This window comes from Pseudomonas japonica (assembly GCF_013522925.1).
Lineage (GTDB): Bacteria > Pseudomonadota > Gammaproteobacteria > Pseudomonadales > Pseudomonadaceae > Aquipseudomonas > Aquipseudomonas japonica_A.
The window spans coordinates 517642-537008 of sequence record NZ_JAAMQU010000001.1 but is presented as its reverse complement, the minus strand read 5'-3'; the positions used below and the strand labels follow the sequence as shown (position 1 = coordinate 537008).

Sequence of the window (19367 nt, the reverse complement as noted above, 5' to 3'; positions counted from 1 at the left end):
TGGCTTTCGTTCCGCCTATGTTGCCGTCATGAAGTCATTGCCGCCTTTTGTTCTGAAAATCATCGAGCTGATCAAACGCTACCCGGGCATTGTCGCCGCCTTTGGCTTCTGCTCCGGGCTTGGAAGCTTCGTACTGGTAGACCGCCAGGCCACTCTGGCTACGCCCATCGCCATCCTGCTGCTGGTGAGCTGGGTATGGCTGATGTTCGAAAACACCTTCAATCGGCTGTTCAGCCGCTACTTCAAACGGGAAATTCCTCAGCCGCTGCTGCGCTATGCCACGCAGATGATCCACCAGGAAAGCCTGTTCTTCGTGCTGCCGTTCTTTTACGTCACCACCACCTGGAATAGCGGCCAACTGGTGTTCACCGGGCTATTGACCCTGGCCGGCCTTGTGTCCATCACCGATCCGCTGTACTACCGCTGGGTAGCACCCCGCCGCTGGCTGTTCCTGGCGCTGCACACCTTTACCCTGTTCGCCGCGCTGCTTACAGCGATGCCGATCATCCTTCACCTCACCACAGCAGAAACCTTCAAGATCGCGCTGGTAGTGGCCATGCTGCTGTCGTTCCCCAGCCTGGCCAGCAGTTTCCCGTTCAACCACTGGCGCAGGGCCCTCGGCCTGGTAGTGATGACACTGGCGATCGGCGGGGCGGGCTGGCTGTTACGCACCTGGGTGCCGCCAGCCACCCTATGGATGACCGAAGACGCCATTACCCTCAGCCTGGATGACCAGACCCGCACCCCGGGTGATGGCCTTAGCCGCTTGACCGTCAACCAGGCACGCAGTGGGGTATATGCCTACACGGCAATCAATGCACCGCGGGGGCTGGATGAGCGCATTTTCCATGTGTGGGAGTTCAACGGCACGGAAGTCGACCGCATCGCCCTGGACATCCATGGCGGCCGTAAAGAGGGTTACCGCGCCTGGACGCGCAAGCAGAACTTCCCGGGTAACCCCACAGGCCAGTGGAAAGTTCGGGTGGAGACCGAAGACGGTCAGATCATCGGCGCCCTGCGGTTCACGATTGCCGATGACGCGGCGCCGACCGGCAATGCATCGGCTCAGGCAAAGAACCAGTAGCACACCGCAATCGCGCTGATCACGCCCGCCAGTTCGGCCAGCAACGCGCAGCCGACTGCGTGGCGGGCACGCTGGATACCCACGGCGCCGAAGTACACGGCCAGCACATAGAAGGTCGTTTCGGTGCTGCCTTGTACAGTGGCCGCCACCAACGCGGGAAAACTGTCCACCCCCTTGCTCTGCATGGTTTCGATCAACATGGCGCGGGCGGCGCTTCCGGAGAACGGCTTGACCAGTGCCGTGGGCAGCGCATCGACAAACCGTGTATCCAGGCCGAGCCACTGGACGCCATGGCGGATACCCTCCAGCGCCAGGTCCAGGGCGCCCGAGGCACGCAGCACGCCTACCGCGCACAGCATGGCCACAAGGTAAGGCAGCAGGCCCTTGGCAACGTCGAAGCCTTCCTTGGCGCCCTCCACGAAGGCTTCATACACCGGTACCCGGCGAAGCCCTCCGATCACCAGAAAGCCGAGGATCAACCCAAACAGCGTGAGGTTGCCGAGCAGAGAGGAAAGGCTGGCTACCGCCGTGGCGGACAAGCCGGCGAGAAACGCCATGAAGCCACCCAACAGCAAAGCGCCAGGCAGCAGGTAAGCCAGCACCACCGGGTCCCACAGCCGAAGGCGCTGCATGAAGGCCACTGAGAGCAAGCCCACGAGAGTAGAACCGCTGGTGGCCAGCAGAATAGGCAGGAATACCATGGTGGGATCCGGCGCGCCCTGTTGAGCTCGGTACATGAAGATGGTGACCGGCAGCAGGGTGAGCGACGAGGCATTAAGGACCAGAAAGAGGATCTGCGCGTTGCTGGCGGCTTCAGGGCGCGGGTTCAGCTCCTGCAGCGAACGCATGGCCTTGAGCCCGATAGGCGTGGCGGCGTTGTCCAGCCCCAAGGCATTGGCTGCGAAGTTCATGGTGATCAGGCCCAGCGCAGGGTGCCCCCTCGGCACTTCGGGCATCAACCGGGCGAACAACGGCCCGAGCAAGCGAGCGAACCAGTCCACGATACCGGCCTTTTCGGCGATCTTCAGAAAGCCCAGCCAAAGGGTGAGGGTGCCGAACAACAGCACCATCACGTCGACGGACAATTTGGCCATATTGAAAATGGCTTCGACCATGGCGGCGAAGATTCCGCTGTTGCCGGCAAGCAGCCATTGGGCCATTGCCGACACTGCCGCCACTATGAAAAAGCCGAGCCAAAGGCCGTTGAGCATGGTGAACCCCCACTGATCGATGCCGGCATGATAGTCGGGCCGGTGGGAGCAGGCTATGGCCGGGCAGGGCGCCCGGCCACGCAACAGCTATCAGCGCGAGGTAGACGTTTGCGCCGAGCGCTCGCCGCTGCGCCAGTGCGGCAGGCTGTTCCAGTAGCGGGCACCCTTGGCGTCGTCGTACATGCCTTCCCAGCGTGCGATCACCAGAACAGCAAGCGCATTGCCGATCACGTTCAGGGCGGTGCGTGCCATGTCCATGATGCGGTCCACGCCTGCGATGAAGGCCAGGCCTTCCAACGGGATGCCCACGCTGCCCAGGGTGGCGAGCAGCACCACGAACGAAACACCCGGCACCCCGGCGATGCCCTTGGACGTCACCATCAGGGTGAGTACCAGCAGGATCTGCTGGCCGATGGGCATGTCGATGCCATACAGCTGGGCAATGAACAGCGCCGCGATGCTTTGGTACAGCGTGGACCCATCAAGGTTGAACGAATAACCGGTGGGCACCACGAAGCTGCTGATGGCCTTCGGCGCGCCGTAGGCCTCCATCTTCTCGATTACCCGAGGCAAAACGGTCTCAGAGCTGGCCGTGGAGTAAGCCAGGATCAGCTCATCCTTGAAGATGCGGATCAGCTTGAACACCGAGAAGCCGAACAGCCGGGCTATCAGCCCCAGCACGCCCAGCGCGAAGAACAGAATGGCGGCATAAACGAGCACCACCAGCTTGGCCAACGGCAGCAGCGAGGCAAAGCCGAAGTTGGCCACGGTTACCGCGATCAGGGCGAACACGCCAATAGGTGCGTAGTTCATGATCATGTGGGTTACCCGGAACATCGTCTCCGAGATGCCCTGGAACGTGCGCACCAGCGGTTCGCGCGTTTCTGGCGCCAGGCTGGAAAGGCCGAGGCCGAACATGACCGAGAAGAAAATGATCGGCAGCATCTCGCCTCGCACTACCGCGGCGAAAATGTTGGAGGGGATCAGGTTCAACAGCGTCGCCACCAGCGCATGGTCATGCTGCACTTCGGCCGTGGTTTTCTGGTACTGCGAAATATCTACCGTACCCAGCGTGCTCATATCGATGCCGCTGCCCGGATGCACAAGGTTGGCCAGCACCAGCCCCACCAGGATGGCAATGGTGGTAACTACTTCGAAGTAAAGGATGGTCTTGACGCCGATGCGCCCCAGTTTTTTCGCATCACCTACCCCGGCGATGCCTACGATCAGTGACGAGATCACGATCGGGATAACGATCATCTTGATCAGGCGGATAAAGATATCGCCTGCCGGCTGGAGGACATTACTGATCCACCAGGCTTTTTCGGCACTGAAGTGATTAAGCGCCGCGCCGAGGGCAATGCCCAGCACGAGCCCGATGAGAATTTGCCACGCAAGGCTGAGTTTTGGCTTTGTCATTATTAACCCTTGGTCAGGTTCACTCGGGTCACGCCCTTGCTGGGCATGCCGATGGTTTACCGCCTGAAGCAGAGCCTCTGGCAGCAAAAGCGGTGAACTATCAAGGGGTGGCAACCTGCCGTCTAATGCCGGAACGGGCTAGCCTATGCCGAATCGGCATGAATAAACTATTGATTTAAAAGGATTTAAGAATGGAAGATCGCGGCATTCGGGATACCGAACAATACACCCCAGGCTGCAAGGGGTTGTCTTACGGTTACGATAAGACGTTCGGATAGCCGAACACTGAACTGAGGCGGGCCCGAGCATCACTTTCTCGACGGGCGGTGTCAAAAAAGCCCCGAAATGCGGCGGCATCGGGCTACACAGCCGCTTGCCTGGCATCACGAGGCTTTTTTCCTGACCCGGCCCACCCGCGGTGGAGGCACTCCCTGTACCCCTAGGTCACTCCAGCGCTACAGCCGCCAAAGCATCCCGGCCCCTTGGTCATGTAACAGCCTTCCTCAGGCTGTACAGTTCCGCAACACAACGCTTCAAAACCGATGTCAGTACCAGTTGGGGTCGCTTTTCAGCTGCTCCATCAACATGGCCTGCATGCCTTCGTCCGGATCGCCCATCCAGCGGTAATCCGCATGCCTGGAAGGCGTCTTGTCTTCCGGAACGCCCTGCGGAACGCTAACCCAAAGCACGTAGGCCTTGGACTTGTCCCAACTGAACGCAACTACCACGCGGTTGTGCAGGCAGTCATCAGCTTTCTCACACACCTGCCCAACCAGGTATTTGTCGCCATCTTCCGTGACGGCATTCATTGGAGAAGAGGCTCCGGACAGGTTCAACACCCAATCGGGAAGGCGCTCCTGCTTCCGTACGGCTCCCTGCCATGCATCACGGTACTCAGTATCTGTTGCAATCAGGTTACCGGCTCGCTGCTGGCCATCGTTGTCCGCCAGCACGGGTATTGCCGTGGCCATTGCCACGGCGAACACCAGGCTCGAAATAACGCCCTTCACGTCACGGGCGCCCACGGCGACCGAAGAAGAACGACACCACGAACAGCACCAGGAAGATGACGAAGAGGATCTTGGCGATCCCGGCAGCCGTACCCGCGATGCCGCCAAATCCAAGCACAGCGGCAATGATTGCGATGATCAGGAAGGTAATGGCCCAGCTCAGCATGGTGAAACTCCTTTATGTTGTGATCAGGTTTTAGCCGTCAAAACACCCAGCGGTCTACGCTCGGACGCTGGAACTCATCACTTTGTTCAACGGGCTGAAGACGAGAAATTTGCGAAGCGGATGCACTCACGGCGTTGAGAGCAGGTGCCTGCAAGGAATGCAGCGTGTGGATCAACGGCTCGGATGGCTGGGTCCAATAATGGAACTGCTGAGCACCCACGAGGGTCAGCATCAGCGCCAGGGAAGCGAAGAGGCCTTGGCGGAAGGTATGCGTATTGATGAAAGAGACCGAAGCATCGCGTTGACCTGGCTGTTTCATATTCACCCCTCCGAAATCTGTTGCATCAAATGCCGATGCGTTTGAGGGGTTTATTGCAGGCTGCATGCCAGCTTTCGATTTGTAGGAAAAGTCTTATTTTACGGGCACTTGCGGCGGCTAAAGCGCCTCGGCTGGTACGCAAGCTGCACGATGCCCGATGAATCTCCGGGCGTTTTGCATGATGGCATTATGCCGGGCTATAAAGCCGCTCTAGCCCCTACCTTCACCAGATCAGCGTCCACGCCTCTGACTCCGCGGATCTGGCTCGCTATTGCCACGGCGTGCGCCTTTTGCGGCTGGCTGTCTACTTCGCCCGAAAGCGTGATGATGCCTTCACGGGCCTTTACATCCAGGCGCAAGGCGTCGAGGGAGCGCTCGTACTGAAAACTGCGGGCCACTTTGCTTGCGATCCAGCCATCACTGACCGCTTCGTCCGGTTGCCGTGCCTGGGTCTCGGCCTCGCTTGTACGCGTATCCGCTGCCCGCAGGCTGATCAGGTTGTTGACCACTATGGCACCGTCCGTACTCGCCGCCAGCGTACCCGCCCACTCCTTGGCTTGCGCGGTGATGGCTTGGCCCTTCAGTGTTACCACACCTCCATCCACACTCACCTCTATCGGTGCGCCTGCCGTAGAAACACTCCAGGCGAGGCGAGAGCGAATCGCCGAAGCCAGCGTCAGGTCATCCAGTGCGATCTGCTGCGGTGATTTGACCGGTGGGCGCTCCGCCAGCGAAGGGTCGACGGCAAGTTTGTTGTCCACGCTCTCGCTTCCGCTGACAGCTTTCGCAAGCGCAGCCGCCAGGGCTTTGTTCTGCTCGCTCGCCACTACGCCGTCGAGCACTACACGAGCCCCGGCCACCCTCACTTCTATCTTTTCATTGGCCAGTTCGCGGTTAAGGGCCAATGCTGTGCCGGTAGCACCTTCGGTTCGAGCATCGGTGAGCGCATCGGCGTGTGCAGTAGCCGCTCCTAGTGCAACGGTGCTGCTCAAAGCGGCTGCGAACGCGTATCGCGTCAATGCCGTGTGATATCCCGTCATGCTTCCTCCAGCGTAATGTCTCGCGGGTAACCCAGCCTCGATCAAAGGCACTGCAAGTGAGCGCTACCCTGTGAGGGGTGAAATCGTTCAGAATTGACATTGCAACTTGCCCGATAATTCTCGGACTAAGAGAAGATCTTTATTTTAGGAGCGTAGGAAAATGGAATCTGGTGCGGATCATCAAGGCCGTATCCTGCTGGTTGATGATGAAGCAGCCATTCTTCGCACCTTCCGTTACTGCCTAGAAGACGAAGGCTACAGCGTCGCCACAGCGAGCAGCGCGGCCCAGGCCGAAGCGTTGCTGCAACGCCAGGTTTTCGACCTGTGCTTCCTTGACCTTCGCCTGGGTGAAGACAATGGGCTGGACGTGCTTGCGCAAATGCGCACCCTGGCCCCCTGGATGCGTGTAGTGATCGTGACCGCACACTCGGCCGTCGATACGGCAGTCGATGCCATCCAGGCCGGCGCGGCGGACTACCTGGTCAAACCCTGCAGCCCGGATCAGCTTCGCCTCGCCACGGCCAAGCAACTGGAAGTACGTCAGCTGTCGCAGCGCCTGGAAGCACTGGAAGGCCAGATCCGCAAGCCGAAGGACGGTCTGGATTCCCACAGCCCAGCCATGATGGTGGTGCTGGAAACGGCGCGCCAGGTAGCCAATACCGACGCGAACATACTGATCCTTGGTGAATCGGGAACCGGTAAAGGCGAACTCGCCCGGGCTATCCACGGGTGGAGCAAGCGCGCCAAGAAGGCCTGTGTCACCATCAACTGCCCGTCACTGTCGGCAGACCTGATGGAAAGCGAGCTTTTCGGCCATAGCCGAGGCGCGTTTACCGGTGCCAGCGAGAGCACACTCGGCCGAGTGAACCAGGCCGACGGCGGCACGCTGTTCCTGGACGAAATCGGCGACTTCCCGCTCACCCTGCAGCCTAAATTGCTCCGGTTCATCCAGGACAAAGAATACGAGCGCGTCGGTGACCCGGTCACCCGCCGCGCAGATGTGCGTATTCTGGCGGCGACCAACCTGAACCTTGAAGACATGGTCAAGGACGGGCGCTTCCGGGAAGACCTGCTTTACCGCCTGAACGTCATCACCTTGCACCTGCCGCCGTTGCGCGAGCGCAGCGAAGACATCCTCACCCTCGCGGATCGCTTCCTTGCCCGCTTTGTGAAGGAATACGCACGCCCTGCCCGCACGTTCAGCGAGGAAGCTCGCTCGGCGTTGTTGAACTACCGCTGGCCCGGCAACATTCGCGAGCTGCGCAACGTGATCGAGCGGGCGAGCATCATCTGCCCTCAGGAACGCGTGGAAGTCACCCACCTGGGTATGGCCGAACAGCCGACGAACAACGCGCCACGGGTTGGGGCGGCGCTGAGCCTTGACGAGCTCGAAAAGGCGCACATCGGCGCGGTGCTGGCCAATAGCGACACGTTGGACCAGGCAGCCAGGACACTCGGCATCGATGCCTCCACGCTGTACCGCAAACGTAAGCAATACAATCTGTGATGCCGTGGATGAAGTTGCGGACCCGGCTTTTCCTCAGTATCTCAGCGCTCATTACGGTAGCGCTGGTAGGGCTGGTGCTGGGCCTGGTAAGCGTGATGCAAATGGCATCCAGCCAGCAATCGCTGTTGCAGGGCAGTTTCCATACCCTGGAAAGCGGCCTGCGCCTGCGCCAATTGCTGGGCGATCAGTTATCCATCGTATGGGCGGACTCGCCAGACCCTGAGGCGTTCGAGCAAGCCGAGCGGCAGTTCACCCAAACGCTGGAGCAGGCAAAGGCCACCGGTACGCCCGATCAACTGAGGCATTTCGAACAGATCGGTGAGCACTATCAGGTGTTCCAGCAGCGCTTCGACGAGGTGATGCGCATGGGCGCGAATGCCCGTGCGGACAAGGCCCTGGGTACCGCCTTCAATGCCGTGCGCAACGACCTGATCGATGCGTACAAGGCTTCGCTGGAAAGTATTACCGCCAATGAACATGCGTCCCACACGCGCGCGCAATGGATATCCGCGCTACTGGGCCTGGTAGGCATCGCCGTGCTATGCGTTGGCTTTATCACGGCACACCGTATTGCGCGGCGCTTCGGTGAGCCCATCGAGGCCTTGGCCAATGCCGCGGATGAGATCAGCCATGGCCGCTATGACGTGGCGCTGCCGGAATCCGGCGCGACCGAGATGAACCGGCTGAGCGACCGCTTTGCGTCCATGGCCGAAGCGTTACGCAACCATCAAGCCACCAATGTGAATGAACTGATCGCGGGCCAGCAGCGCATGCAGGCCGTGCTCGACAGCATTGATGACGGCTTGCTCATGATCGATCGTCAAGGGCTGCTTGAGCACCTCAACCCGGTTGCCCAGCGCCAGCTCGGCTGGGACACCGACCGCAAGGGGCTTAGCCTGGGTGCTGCGCTGGGCCGCCCCGACCTGGACGCGCAACTGCACACGGTGTTGCGCGGCGGTACGCTGGAGCGCGCCCCGGAAGACCTCAGCTTCGAAGTGGATGGCGAGACGCGGTTGCTGGCGTATAGCCTCACACCTGTTAGCCACGTGCAAGGCGACATCCTCGGCGCGGTCATGGTGTTGCACGACGTGACCGAGCAGCGCGCGTTCGAACGCGTGCGCAGCGAGTTCGTGTTGCGTGCCTCCCATGAACTGCGTACACCCGTCACAGGCATGCATATGGCGTTCGGGCTGCTGCAGGAACGCGTGCGTTTCGAAGCCCAATCCCGGGAAGCGGACCTCCTTAAAACCGTCAACGAGGAAATGCAACGGCTGGTGCAGCTGATCAACGACCTGCTGAACTTCTCCCGCTACCAGAGTGGGTTGCAAAAGCTCACGCTAGGCCCCTGTTCGGTCGACGACTTGCTGTGCCGGGCCCGCGACCGTTATAGCGAAGCCGCGGCCGGACAAGGTATCGAGCTCACCATCGAGCCTCACGAGAACCTGCCGCGCCTGCACGCCGACGAAGCGCAGCTGGACCGCGTGCTGGACAACCTGATCGATAACGCACTGCGCCATACCCCGAGCAACGGGCATATCCGTTTGCAAGCCCGACGCCATGCGGAGCGGGTGATCATCAGTGTCGAAGACAACGGCGAAGGCATTGCCTATGGCCAACAGGGTCGGATTTTCGAGCCTTTCGTGCAGGTAGGGCGCAAGAAAGGCGGAGCGGGGCTGGGGCTGGCGCTGTGCAAGGAAATCGTGCAGCTGCACGGCGGGCGCATGGGCGTATATTCGCGGCCTGGCCAGGGAACACAGTTCTACATGGCCCTGCCTATCTAGGCTGGCCGCGCATGCCTGCCAATACCTGGAGCAAAGCGGCGGTTTCGGCGTCGGGCAGCCCATCGTAACGCCCTGGGCGATAGTGCATCTGAAACGCGGCGAGCACGTGGCGGGTGGTCACATCCAGCTCGCCGCTGCGCACCACGGCATAACCCACCTTCGCCAGTTGCTCCTGATACCAGGCAATGCCTGGCAGCGCCTGAGCGAACTGCTGTTGCGCACGGCTCACCGCGCCGGCGTCCGGCCACAACCCAAAGCCTTCCTGTGCGAGGCGCTGCCAGGGGAACAGCGGCCCCGGATCGAGCTTGCGCAAAGGGGCGATATCGCTATGCCCCACAAAGTACGCCGGGTCGATGCGATAGCGGGTGCGAATGTCCTTGAGCAAGGCCAGGAGCGCTTGCACCTGCGCCTCACTGTACGGATACCATTCGCGCCCCTGGGGCGTATCGCGATAGCCCGGGTTCACGATTTCAATACCGATCGAACTGGAGTTGAGCCAGGTGCGGCCGTCCCACTCGCTTTCCCCGGCGTGCCAGGTGCGATAACGCTCATCCGCCAGGCGGTAAACCGTGGCGGGGCCATCGCCAATCAGGTAGTGGGCACTGACTTCACCGTGAGTGAGCAGCGCAAGCGAGCGGTCCAGCGGTGCTGCCGTGTAGTGCATCACCACGAACTGAACGCGGCTGTCGTAATTGGCGGAGGGGTGGCTGGTATCCACGCGCAGCGTGTTGGCGCACCCCGCCAATAGCGCTACCAAGGCCAACCAGGCCACGTTTTGCAGGTTCATGGTTTACAAGGCATCCGCAGAAAACCGTTAGTTTACATGCCTGCAGCGCCGATGCAGGGTCAGCTGTTCTCTATGCGGTTTCGGCCGGTATCCTTGGCGTGGTACAAGGCCTGATCCGCGCGCTTGAGCGCAGCTTCAGCCTGTTCGCGCGCGCGCAGCGCCGCAGTACCGATCGACACGGTGACCACGATGCGCATGCCCTTGAAGTGGAAAGGGCAGGCCTCGATCACCTGACGCATCTTCTCCAGCACCTCATGGGCCGCCTCAGGCGCGGAGTCAGGGAACAGCGCCACGAATTCCTCACCGCCAAAGCGGGCCAGGTAATCGCCTTCGCGCAACTGTCGGCGCAGTTGGTCAGCAACGATCTTCAGCACCCTGTCTCCGGCCAGGTGCCCATAACCGTCATTGATCGACTTGAAATGGTCCAGGTCCATGATCGCTACCTGGGCGGGGGTGTCGTGCGCCTCGCGCTGGGCCACCAACTGCTCCAGCCGTTCATTGAGGCCTGCCCGGTTGGGCAGCCCGGTCAGCGGGTCCAGCAGGGCCTTCTGCCGTTGCTCTTCCAGCCCATCGCGGTAGGCTTCCGCTTCGCGCTCCATGCTCGCTACCCGCTCGGAAAGCCCCCGCATACGCTCGGCCACTTCCTCCTCGCGTGCCTCCCGGCGCCGCCGATGCTCGTCCACCGAACCCAGCAAGCCGTCCAATCGAGACTCCAGCAAGCGCTTCAAGCCATCGGCATCACCCACTTCGGCCACGCTTTCATGCAGCCCGCCCACCTGCTCACGCAAGTCAGTGTCCAGCTGCCGTGCTTCATCCTGGCTTTCAGCATGGCCTTGGCTCGCTTCCTGAAGCTGGCCGTGAAACCAGGCGAGGCGTTCATTGATCTGTTCCAGGTAACGTTGCAGTTCCTGCTGCCCGTTATCGCTGATTGCCAGCATCATCACCGCCAGATCGTCCAGCAATGGCAGCAGCTCGTACCAGTTCAGGCCATGCTCGAGCCGCTCGCGCATGGATTCGCCTTTGTCCTGCAATTTCTGCGGCAACACCAGGTCATCGAGCATTTTCAGCAAGGTACCCTCGATGTGAGTGGCCACCGAGCTGTAGGTAGGCTCGTGGCTCACCGCGAGCGCAAAGCCTTGGGCTTCGGTGGGCTCGGTGTCTGGGGCATTTGCAAAGGCTTCGGCCATTTCCCGGGGAAGGGGCAGGATGTCCAGCACGCTGATAGGGGCCAGGTGCGGCGCCTGGGCGGAGTGGGACAAGGCAAGGTCTTCGATGTCGGCAGCCGGCTTGTCCGTGACAAAAGCCTCCAACGTGAGCGGTTGCTCCTCCATGCCAGCCTGCACCTGGGGCGCTGCGTCTGATTCGTGTGCCACACAATCAGGCTCACTGTCAGCAAACGTCCGGTCAGGTATCGGCTGCGCAGCGCTGACTTCGTCGTGGCCCGAGGCTGGCAGTTCCCGTGGCGCCTCGATAATCAGAAGCCGGGGTTGGTCTTCCAGCTCCGGCTCATCGTTGGCCGGGCACGGCAGCGGCCCGCTGAGCAGTGGCGAAGCGAGCACAGGTACCGGCTCGGTCTCAACTGAGGGCGACAGCTCCGCAACCGATGAGGGAGCCTGAGGGGCAGGGTCCGCCTCACGATGGCCGAACAGACGCTCCAGCAGACCAGGCCTGGTTGCGGACAACGAAGGGTCCAGCATAGACAGGGCATTGCCTTGAAGCGCGCTCAGCTCACTCAGCAAAATAGGAAGCTCACGCCCCTGCGACAGGCGTTTATCCAGGCTACCGGCGAACTTTTTGAGGGGTTTGGCGGCGTCACGCGGTAACGGAAGGGTTTGTAGCTGCGCTACCAGCGCGCTGACAGCCGTGCTGATTTGCTCGAGCCGGGTTTCACGCCGCTGCTCGGAGTCGAGCACGGCTTTCTCAAGGCGAGGAATAAGGTTAGCGAGGCCGGCATCCATGTTGTCGCCGCGTACAACCTCACGCATTTCCTTCATGCACTCGTCTACCGCCTTGTCCGAGCCCTCTGCGGCCAGCGTGCTGCGCACCAGCCCCTGGCGAAGCAGGTCGAGCCGGGCATTCCAGCGACGCTCGAGCTTTTCCTGGGCTTCGATGCTTTGAAGGTACTTTTCTTTCCAGCGCTGGGCTTCATCTGTCATGGGAAAACGAGGCCGGCGCGCAGGAGGAACGGAGCGGAGCATAGGCGCACCCCTGCCAGGCAGGGGTGCGAGAGAGGCATTACGGGGGGGTTATTGGCCGGCGCCCTTGGCCGCACGCTCTTTCTCGATCAGCGTATCGGCCACTTTCAGGGTTTCTTCAGGCCCGCCCGACGAACCGAGATCGAAACGGTATTTGCCGTTCACAATCATGGTCGGCACGCCCGTCACGCCGTAATCCACCGCCAGCTTCTTGTACTTGGCTACCATGCCCTTCACGGCGAAGGAATTGTAGGTTTCAAGGAACTTGGCCTTATCCACGCCCTGAGTGGCTACGAAGTCCGCCATCTCCTCGGGTGTCTTGAACATCTTGTGTTCTTTGTGGATGGCATCGAACACCGCAGTGTGAACCTTGTGCTCTACGCCCATGGCTTCGAGGGTAACGAACATCTGGCCGTGCACATCCCAGATACCGCCGAACATGGCCGGTATGCGGATGAAGTGCACATCGGCAGGCATTTTTTCGATCCATGGGTTGATGGTGGGCTCGAAGGCATAGCAGTGGGGGCAGCCATACCAGAACAGTTCCACGACCTCGATCTTGCCTGGCTGGGCTACAGGTACCGGGCTCTCAAGCACGGTGTACTGCTTGCCGGCCTGGATGTCATCTGCGTGGGCGGCGACGCCGAACAGGCTGGCCAGCGCCATTACCGCGCCGATGAACAGATTACGCATGCTTAACTCCTGGGCGTTTAGGGATGGCCTTCAATACATTGCTGCGGCTGGCATGGCAAGTAACAATGCATTCGTAGTTGTTACGAGGGCCTGCCGCGCGGCAACGACAGCAGGGCAGCTCAGGCGATATACTGCCGCGCAATGTGCCATGGCGCTTGCGCCCTCAGGATTCCAATGTCGTTCAAAAACCCAGTGCTTGGCCTCTGCCAGCAAGCTTCCTTCATGCTCAGTGCCGCCAAGGTCGATCAGTGCCCCGAAGACCAAGGCTTTGAAGTCGCCTTTGCCGGGCGCTCGAATGCTGGCAAATCCAGTGCGCTCAACACCCTGACCCATGCCAGCCTGGCGCGAACGTCGAAAACGCCGGGGCGCACCCAGCTGCTGAACTTCTTCCAGCTCGATGACTACCGTCGCCTGGTTGACCTTCCCGGTTATGGCTATGCCAAGGTGCCGATCCCGCTCAAGCAGCACTGGCAGAAACACCTGGAAGCCTATCTGGGCAGCCGGGAGAGCCTCAAGGGCATCATTCTGCTGATGGACGTGCGCCACCCCATGACCGACTTCGACAAAATGATGCTCGATTGGTCGGTCGCCAGCGGCATGCCGATGCATATTCTGCTGACCAAGGCAGACAAGCTCACCTACGGCGCCGCCAAGAATACGCTGCTCAAGGTGCAAACCGAGATCCGCAAGGGCTGGGGCACCGGCGTCACCGCGCAATTGTTCTCCGCGCCGAAGCGCAGCGGTACCGACGAGGCGTATGAAGTACTGGCCGGCTGGCTGGATCTGATGCCAGAGGAAGCGGCAGAGGCGTAGCCCGAAAAAAAGGCAAAAAAAACCCCAAACTTCATATGGGGAGGGAGAAGTTCGGGGTTCAAGTTCCGGGCCGCTCGCACGGGCCGGATATCTGCCAACACTTAACACAACATAGGAGCATGAAGGGCTTCACAGCCATTCACAGCGTCAGAGCAATAATTCACAGGTTTAGTTCCTTGCCGATGCTAATAAATCGCAATAACGGCAAGGTTTCATAATCTGCTCAGCTGGCGTTAGTGCGCCTCGTCCCAGTTATTGCCCGCGCCTACTTCCACCAGCAATGGCACATCCAGCGCAGCCGCGCCGGCCATGTGGGGCTGGATCTGCTCACGCACCAGCGGTACGAGGTCTTCACGCACCTCCAGTACCAGTTCGTCGTGCACCTGAAGGATCATCCGGGCGTCCAGCCCGGACTCTGCCAGCCAGTTGTCTACGGCCACCATGGCGCGCTTTACAATATCTGCCGCAGTTCCCTGCAGCGGTGCGTTGATGGCGGCGCGCTCGGCACCGCGGCGCAGGGCAGGATTTTTCGCGTTGATGTCCGGCACATACAGCCGCCGACCGAACAGTGTTTCCACATAGCCTTTTTCTGCTGCCTGGGCGCGGGTGCGTTCCATATAGGCCAGCACCCCGGGGTAGCGGGTGAAATAACGGTCGATGTAATCCTGGGATTGCTTGCGGTCCACGCCGATCTGCTTGGCCAGCCCAAAGGCACTCATCCCGTAGATCAAGCCAAAGTTGATCGCCTTGGCACTACGGCGCTGGTCGTTGGTGACCGCGTCCAGCTCCACGCCAAATACTTCGGCGGCGGTCGCCTTGTGTACGTCCAGGTCGTTCTGGAAGGCATGGAGCAAGCCTTCATCGCGGGCCAGGTGAGCCATGATCCGCAGCTCGATCTGGGAGTAGTCCGCAGCCAGCAGTTTGTATCCTGGCGCAGGGATGAACGCCTGGCGGATGCGCCTGCCCTCGGCGGTGCGGATGGGTATGTTCTGCAGGTTCGGGTCGCTCGATGAAAGCCGCCCGGTCGCTGCCACCGCTTGCTGATACGAGGTATGAATCCGCCCGGTGCGAGGGTTGATCTGTTCAGGCAGCTTGTCGGTATAGGTGCTTTTGAGCTTGCTCAGTGTTCGGTACTGCATCAGTACGCGCGGCAGCGGGTAATCCTGCTCGGCCAGCTCGGCCAATACGGCTTCGGCTGTGGAGGCCTGCCCCTTGGCGGTTTTACTGATAACCGGCATGCCTAGTTTTTCGTAAAGGATCACGCCCAACTGCTTGGGAGAGCCGAGGTTGAATTCCTCACCAGCGATGGCGTAGGCCTCATGTTCCAGCGCCACCAGCTTTTCGCCCAGCTCTGCGCTTTGTATGGCCAGCAGGCTTGCGTCCACCAAGGCACCGGTGCGCTCCATCCGGGCCAGCACGGGGACCAACGGCATTTCGATATTGCGCAATACGCTTTCCACGCTAGGCACAGCCGCCAGGCGAGGCGCGAGGGTTTGATGCAGCCGCAGCGTAACGTCCGCATCCTCGGCAGCGTACGGCCCGGCCTGCTCCAGCGGCACCTGGTCGAATGTGACCTGCTTGGCGCCCTTGCCGGCAACATCGGTGAACAGGATGGTCTGGTGGTTCAGGTATTTGGCCGCCAGGCTGTCCATGTCATGGCGCGTGGCGGTGGAATCCAGCACGTATGATTCAAGCATGGTATCGAAGGCCACACCGCGAACGGTGATGCCTTCGTCCAGATCGCCGCCAATCGCACAGTTCGCGAGGATGTTGATGTCGTATTTGGCGTGCTGGGCCACTTTCAGCTTGTTCGGGTCTTCCAGCAGCGGCTTGAGCGCCATCAGCACAGTGTCGCGATCGAGCTGGCGTGGCACGCCCATGTAAGAGTGCGTCAGCGGTATATAACAGGCTTCGTGCGGCTGGACCGCGAAGGACAACCCCACCAGTTCCGCCACTTGCGCATCCAGCCCGGTGGTTTCGGTATCGAACGAAAACAGCTCGGCGTTGCGCAGCTTTTCCAGCCACAGCTCGAACTGCACTTCGTCGAGCACGATTTCGTACGTAGGCTCTACGGCCGGAGGCGCGTCGGCCAACTGCAATGGTGCGCTGGTGGCGTGCGCGTCGCGCTTGAGCTCTTCGAGCCAGCTCTTGAACTCCAGCTCCGAATACAGCGCCGCGAGCATTTCCCGGTCCGGCTCGCCGCACATCAGCTCATCAACGGAAACGTCCAGCATGACGTCTGTCTTGATCGTGGCGAGCTCGTAGGAGAGGAATGCCATCTGCCGGTGTTCTTCCAGCTTGGCGGGCAGCGATTTGGCCCCGCGAATCGCCAGCGTTGGCACCTTGTCCAGGTTCTCGTACAGCTCGGCCAGGCCGCCGCCGATACCCAGCAACAAGCCCTGGGCTGTTTTTTCGCCCACGCCCGGTACGCCAGGAATGTTGTCGACCTTGTCGCCCATCAGCGCCAGGAAGTCGATAATGTGCTCGGGGCCCACGCCGAACTTCTCGCGCACACCCGGGATGTCGAGCACCGTGCCGGTCATGGTGTTCACAAGCGTGATGTGCTCGTCCACCAGTTGCGCCATGTCCTTGTCGCCTGTGGAGATCACCACCGGCCGGCCTTGGGCGGCGCTTATTCGGGCGAGGGTGCCAATCACATCATCGGCTTCTACCCCATCGACGCACAGCAGCGGATAACCGCTGGCCTTCACCGAGGCGTGCAATGGCTCCACCTGTACCCGCAGGTCGTCGGGCATGCTTGGGCGATTGGCCTTGTACTCGGCGAACAGCTCGTCCCGGAAGGTCCCACCCTTGGCATCGAAAACCACCGCAAAGGGGCTGTCGGGGTATTGCTTGCGCAGGCTGCGAAGCATGTTCAACACGCCTTTTACCGCGCCGGTAGGCAAACCTTTGGACGTGGTCAACGGGGGCAGGGCATGGAAGGCGCGGTACAGGTAGGACGAGCCGTCTACCAGAACGAGAGGCGCTTGGGTCATGAGCAGAATCAACCTTTAGGACGTTGCCGGCGCTAGAATACCGGTTCAATGGACCACAAAAGGACAAGGTTATCATGTGCACGCTGAAACGCTTGATGCTCACCGGCCTGCTGCTTGCCGCGCCGATGGCCGCAATGGCCGCTGACGACGCGCCCTCGGCGGACCCGGACGTTACCATTCGCCAGGACGGCGACAAGACCATCCAGGAGTATCGGCAGAACGGCTTCCTGTATGCCGTGAAGGTCACGCCCAAACACGGCAAGCCGTATTTCCTTGTGCGCGCCGACGGCACCAGCCCTAACTTCATCCGCTCCGACCAGCCCGACATGCTCATTCCCCAATGGGAAATCTTCAAGTGGTAAACTCGCCCGCGTTCATTTAACCCTCAGCCGCCGGCTACCGGTGGCTCTTCAGGCCCTGAATCCACATGTCCGTGTTTACACCGCTGTCGCGCCCGCAACTCGAAACCTTCCTTGAAGCCTACGACCTGGGCCGGCTGCGGGATTTCCAGGGCATTGCCGCTGGCACTGAAAACAGCAATTTCTTCGTAAGCGCGGAAAAGGGCGAGTTCGTACTTACCCTGGTGGAGCGTGGGCCTACGCAGGATTTGCCATTTTTTGTCGAGCTGCTGGAAGTGCTGCATCAGGCCCAGTTGCCGGTGCCCTTCGCAATTCCCGCGCGCGACGGTATCGCCTTGCGGCAACTCGCCGACAAGCCAGCCCTGCTGCAACCCCGGCTGGCAGGCAAACACATCGCCAAGCCCAATGCCCAGCACTGTGCGGAAGTAGGGGCCTTTCTGGCGCGGCTGCACCTGGCCACCCGCGACAGAATCCTCCACCGGCGCACCGACCGCGGCATGACCTGGATGCTCAAGGAAGGCGAGCGATTGGTGCAAGGCATGGCGCCCGAACCTGCCACGCTGCTGGGCAATGCCTTGAAGGAGATTACCCAGCACCGAGAAGCCATCCTCGCGCTGCCCACGGCCAACCTGCATGGCGACCTGTTCCGCGACAACGCCATGTTCGAGGGCACCCACCTCACCGGGGTGATCGACTTTTACAACGCCAGCGCCGGCCCCATGTTGTACGACGTGGCTATCACGCTGAACGACTGGTGCTCCGGCCCTGACGGGCAGTTGCAACCCACGCTGGCTAATGCCCTGCTTGCGGGCTACGCGCGACTGCGCCGCTTTACGCCCGCCGAAGTGCAGCTCTGGCCGGTCATGTTGCGCATCGCCTGTGTGCGCTTCTGGCTGTCGAGGCTGATCGCGGCGCAGTCATTCGCCGGCCGCGACGTGTTGATCCACGACCCCGCAGAGTTTGAACAGCGCCTTGCGCAGCGCCAGCACGTCACGCTGGCGCTGCCGTTCGCGCTCTGACTCAAAGCTGCTCGAGGCAGCCAGCGAGGTTATCCGCAAGGCGCTGCAGCAACAGTTCATAGCCTTGCGGGCTCGCTTCCTCGAAACCACCCAGCGCGTCCAGTTCGGCCAGGCGCACGGGCAAGCCGGCGGTCAAGGTTTCAGCCAGCCGCGGGCGCGCCGGGGGCTCGCTGAACACACAACTCTTTCCTGCCTCGGTGAGCCTGGCGCGCATGGCGGCCACGTGTGCCGCGCCAGGTTGCACCTCTGCCGCCACGGTGAACACGCCGGCGTGCTTCAGCCCGTAGGCTTGCTCGAAATAATCGAAGCCCTCGTGAAACACGAAGTAGGGTTTATCCGCTACACCGGCCAGGCGCTGACGGATACGGGCGTCCAACTGATCCAGGCGTTGCGAAAAAGCGGCGACGTTTTGCTGGTACCGCTGCGCGTTGGCCGGGTCCGCCTGGGCAAAATCCGAGGCCATTTTTTCGGCAATCACCCGGGCGTTGACGGTATCGAGCCACAGATGCGCGTCCAGCGAGCCCGGCCGATGATCGTGATCGTGTTCGTCGGCGTCCTCTTCATGGGAATGGCTGTCTTCGCTGAAGTGGCGCAGGTGCAAGCCAGGCAAGGTCTGCACCGCCACGCTGGGCAGTGTGCGCTGTGACAATGGGCGTTGCAGGAACCCTTCGAGGTCCGGGCCGATCCAGTACACCAGGTCGGCGCCGGCCAGCTTGCGAACTTCAGAAGGTCGCAATGCGTAGTTATGAGGCGAAGCACCCGGAGGCAACAGCACGTCAGGTGTGCCCGCGCCATCCTGCACCGCGGCGGCAAGCAGCTGCAGCGGCTTGATACTGGTCAGCACGTTCAGGTTCGCGCAAGCGAAGGGGCTGATGCTCAAGCCGAGCATGCAGCCTGCAACCCATGAAAAAAGCCGAGACACGGTAGACACCTTCAGATGCAGAAAGGGGTAACATAATAACGTCTCC

Annotated in this window: 17 protein-coding genes; 6 read left to right on the top strand and 11 right to left on the bottom strand. The window is 61.1% G+C overall.

The window, feature by feature from the left end; genetic code table 11:
* The first annotated feature begins 28 nt into the window (after positions 1 to 28).
* Positions 29 to 1084 carry a DUF5924 family protein gene (locus G7016_RS02560; RefSeq protein ID WP_181111258.1) on the top strand — a complete coding sequence of 352 codons (1056 nt, stop codon included), beginning with the start codon at positions 29 to 31 and terminating at the stop codon, positions 1082 to 1084.
* Here the strand turns inward: G7016_RS02560 and G7016_RS02555 are convergent.
* The 6 genes from G7016_RS02555 to G7016_RS02530 all read right to left on the bottom strand — a co-directional run bounded on the left by G7016_RS02555 (position 1066) and on the right by G7016_RS02530 (position 6249).
* The gene (locus G7016_RS02555; protein ID WP_181111257.1) at positions 1066 to 2295 is read right to left on the bottom strand and encodes a nucleoside recognition domain-containing protein; all 1230 of its coding nucleotides are present in this window, start codon (positions 2293 to 2295) and stop codon (positions 1066 to 1068) included. The two genes, G7016_RS02560 and G7016_RS02555, sit on opposite strands and share 19 nt — an antisense overlap.
* 90 nt (positions 2296 to 2385) lie before the next feature.
* On the bottom strand, positions 2386 to 3714 hold the full coding sequence (gene gltP, locus G7016_RS02550) for a glutamate/aspartate:proton symporter GltP (protein ID WP_181111256.1): 1329 nt from the start codon (positions 3712 to 3714) through the stop codon (positions 2386 to 2388).
* A 545-nt stretch (positions 3715 to 4259) separates the two neighbouring features.
* Positions 4260 to 4685 (bottom strand): inhibitor of vertebrate lysozyme family protein, encoded by a 426-nt coding sequence (locus G7016_RS02545; RefSeq protein ID WP_181111294.1) that lies wholly within the window; start codon positions 4683 to 4685, stop codon positions 4260 to 4262.
* A gap of 40 nt (positions 4686 to 4725) precedes the next feature.
* The gene (locus G7016_RS02540; protein WP_040260491.1) at positions 4726 to 4890 is read right to left on the bottom strand and encodes a DUF1328 domain-containing protein; all 165 of its coding nucleotides are present in this window, start codon (positions 4888 to 4890) and stop codon (positions 4726 to 4728) included.
* 37 nt (positions 4891 to 4927) lie between these two features.
* Positions 4928 to 5275 (bottom strand): hypothetical protein, encoded by a 348-nt coding sequence (locus G7016_RS02535; RefSeq protein WP_181111255.1) that lies wholly within the window; start codon positions 5273 to 5275, stop codon positions 4928 to 4930.
* A 131-nt stretch (positions 5276 to 5406) separates the two neighbouring features.
* Positions 5407 to 6249 carry a BON domain-containing protein gene (locus tag G7016_RS02530; RefSeq protein WP_181111254.1) on the bottom strand — a complete coding sequence of 281 codons (843 nt, stop codon included), beginning with the start codon at positions 6247 to 6249 and terminating at the stop codon, positions 5407 to 5409.
* Between the two features lie 160 nt (positions 6250 to 6409).
* On the opposite strand from G7016_RS02530, the gene algB reads away from it, so the two are divergent.
* On the top strand, positions 6410 to 7756 hold the full coding sequence (algB, locus tag G7016_RS02525) for a sigma-54-dependent response regulator transcription factor AlgB (protein WP_181111253.1): 1347 nt from the start codon (positions 6410 to 6412) through the stop codon (positions 7754 to 7756).
* An 8-nt stretch (positions 7757 to 7764) separates the two neighbouring features.
* Positions 7765 to 9537 carry an ATP-binding protein gene (locus G7016_RS02520; protein WP_219856190.1) on the top strand — a complete coding sequence of 591 codons (1773 nt, stop codon included), beginning with the start codon at positions 7765 to 7767 and terminating at the stop codon, positions 9535 to 9537.
* On the opposite strand, the gene G7016_RS02515 is transcribed toward G7016_RS02520, so the two are convergent.
* The 3 genes from G7016_RS02515 to G7016_RS02505 all read right to left on the bottom strand — a co-directional run bounded on the left by G7016_RS02515 (position 9530) and on the right by G7016_RS02505 (position 13212).
* On the bottom strand, positions 9530 to 10324 hold the full coding sequence (locus G7016_RS02515; protein ID WP_181111251.1) for an N-acetylmuramoyl-L-alanine amidase: 795 nt from the start codon (positions 10322 to 10324) through the stop codon (positions 9530 to 9532). The genes G7016_RS02520 and G7016_RS02515 overlap by 8 nt on opposite strands.
* Positions 10325 to 10383: 59 nt before the next feature.
* A complete protein-coding gene (locus G7016_RS02510; protein ID WP_181111250.1) occupies positions 10384 to 12480 on the bottom strand; it encodes a GGDEF domain-containing protein in 2097 nt (698 codons plus the stop codon).
* A gap of 90 nt (positions 12481 to 12570) precedes the next feature.
* The gene (locus G7016_RS02505; RefSeq protein ID WP_181111249.1) at positions 12571 to 13212 is read right to left on the bottom strand and encodes a thiol:disulfide interchange protein DsbA/DsbL; all 642 of its coding nucleotides are present in this window, start codon (positions 13210 to 13212) and stop codon (positions 12571 to 12573) included.
* A gap of 174 nt (positions 13213 to 13386) precedes the next feature.
* Here G7016_RS02505 and yihA point away from each other — a divergent pair, with 174 nt between their 5' ends.
* Entirely contained in the window at positions 13387 to 14025 is a 639-nt protein-coding gene (gene yihA, locus G7016_RS02500; protein ID WP_181111248.1) for a ribosome biogenesis GTP-binding protein YihA/YsxC, read from the top strand.
* Between the two features lie 233 nt (positions 14026 to 14258).
* On the opposite strand, the gene polA is transcribed toward yihA, so the two are convergent.
* Positions 14259 to 17021 (bottom strand): DNA polymerase I, encoded by a 2763-nt coding sequence (polA, locus tag G7016_RS02495; RefSeq protein ID WP_181111247.1) that lies wholly within the window; start codon positions 17019 to 17021, stop codon positions 14259 to 14261.
* 74 nt (positions 17022 to 17095) lie between these two features.
* Here polA and G7016_RS02490 point away from each other — a divergent pair, with 74 nt between their 5' ends.
* Together G7016_RS02490 and G7016_RS02485 are read left to right on the top strand one after the other, a co-directional pair.
* Positions 17096 to 17383, top strand: a complete 288-nt coding sequence (locus G7016_RS02490) for a DUF2782 domain-containing protein (protein WP_181111246.1) — start codon at positions 17096 to 17098, stop codon at positions 17381 to 17383.
* Positions 17384 to 17448: 65 nt separating this feature from the next.
* On the top strand, positions 17449 to 18399 hold the full coding sequence (locus G7016_RS02485) for a homoserine kinase (protein ID WP_181111245.1): 951 nt from the start codon (positions 17449 to 17451) through the stop codon (positions 18397 to 18399).
* 1 nt (position 18400) lies between these two features.
* On the opposite strand, the gene G7016_RS02480 is transcribed toward G7016_RS02485, so the two are convergent.
* Positions 18401 to 19321, bottom strand: a complete 921-nt coding sequence (locus tag G7016_RS02480) for a zinc ABC transporter substrate-binding protein (RefSeq protein WP_375139669.1) — start codon at positions 19319 to 19321, stop codon at positions 18401 to 18403.
* Positions 19322 to 19367: the final 46 nt, after the last annotated feature.

What these genes read in the sequence shown, in the direction of transcription:
- G7016_RS02540 (WP_040260491.1), bottom strand. Translation starts at nt 4,890, where the DNA reads ATGCTGAGCTGGGCCATTACCTTCCTGATCATCGCAATCATTGCCGCT.
- algB (WP_181111253.1), top strand. Translation starts at nt 6,410, where the DNA reads ATGGAATCTGGTGCGGATCATCAAGGCCGTATCCTGCTGGTTGATGAT.
- yihA (WP_181111248.1), top strand. Translation starts at nt 13,387, where the DNA reads ATGTCGTTCAAAAACCCAGTGCTTGGCCTCTGCCAGCAAGCTTCCTTC.
- G7016_RS02520 (WP_219856190.1), top strand. Translation starts at nt 7,765, where the DNA reads ATGAAGTTGCGGACCCGGCTTTTCCTCAGTATCTCAGCGCTCATTACG.
- G7016_RS02510 (WP_181111250.1), bottom strand. Translation starts at nt 12,480, where the DNA reads ATGACAGATGAAGCCCAGCGCTGGAAAGAAAAGTACCTTCAAAGCATC.
- G7016_RS02545 (WP_181111294.1), bottom strand. Translation starts at nt 4,685, where the DNA reads ATGGCCACGGCAATACCCGTGCTGGCGGACAACGATGGCCAGCAGCGA.
- polA (WP_181111247.1), bottom strand. Translation starts at nt 17,021, where the DNA reads ATGACCCAAGCGCCTCTCGTTCTGGTAGACGGCTCGTCCTACCTGTAC.
- G7016_RS02555 (WP_181111257.1), bottom strand. Translation starts at nt 2,295, where the DNA reads ATGCTCAACGGCCTTTGGCTCGGCTTTTTCATAGTGGCGGCAGTGTCG.
- gltP (WP_181111256.1), bottom strand. Translation starts at nt 3,714, where the DNA reads ATGACAAAGCCAAAACTCAGCCTTGCGTGGCAAATTCTCATCGGGCTC.
- G7016_RS02490 (WP_181111246.1), top strand. Translation starts at nt 17,096, where the DNA reads ATGTGCACGCTGAAACGCTTGATGCTCACCGGCCTGCTGCTTGCCGCG.
- G7016_RS02560 (WP_181111258.1), top strand. Translation starts at nt 29, where the DNA reads ATGAAGTCATTGCCGCCTTTTGTTCTGAAAATCATCGAGCTGATCAAA.
- G7016_RS02505 (WP_181111249.1), bottom strand. Translation starts at nt 13,212, where the DNA reads ATGCGTAATCTGTTCATCGGCGCGGTAATGGCGCTGGCCAGCCTGTTC.
- G7016_RS02515 (WP_181111251.1), bottom strand. Translation starts at nt 10,324, where the DNA reads ATGAACCTGCAAAACGTGGCCTGGTTGGCCTTGGTAGCGCTATTGGCG.
- G7016_RS02535 (WP_181111255.1), bottom strand. Translation starts at nt 5,275, where the DNA reads ATGCAGCCTGCAATAAACCCCTCAAACGCATCGGCATTTGATGCAACA.
- G7016_RS02485 (WP_181111245.1), top strand. Translation starts at nt 17,449, where the DNA reads ATGTCCGTGTTTACACCGCTGTCGCGCCCGCAACTCGAAACCTTCCTT.
- G7016_RS02530 (WP_181111254.1), bottom strand. Translation starts at nt 6,249, where the DNA reads ATGACGGGATATCACACGGCATTGACGCGATACGCGTTCGCAGCCGCT.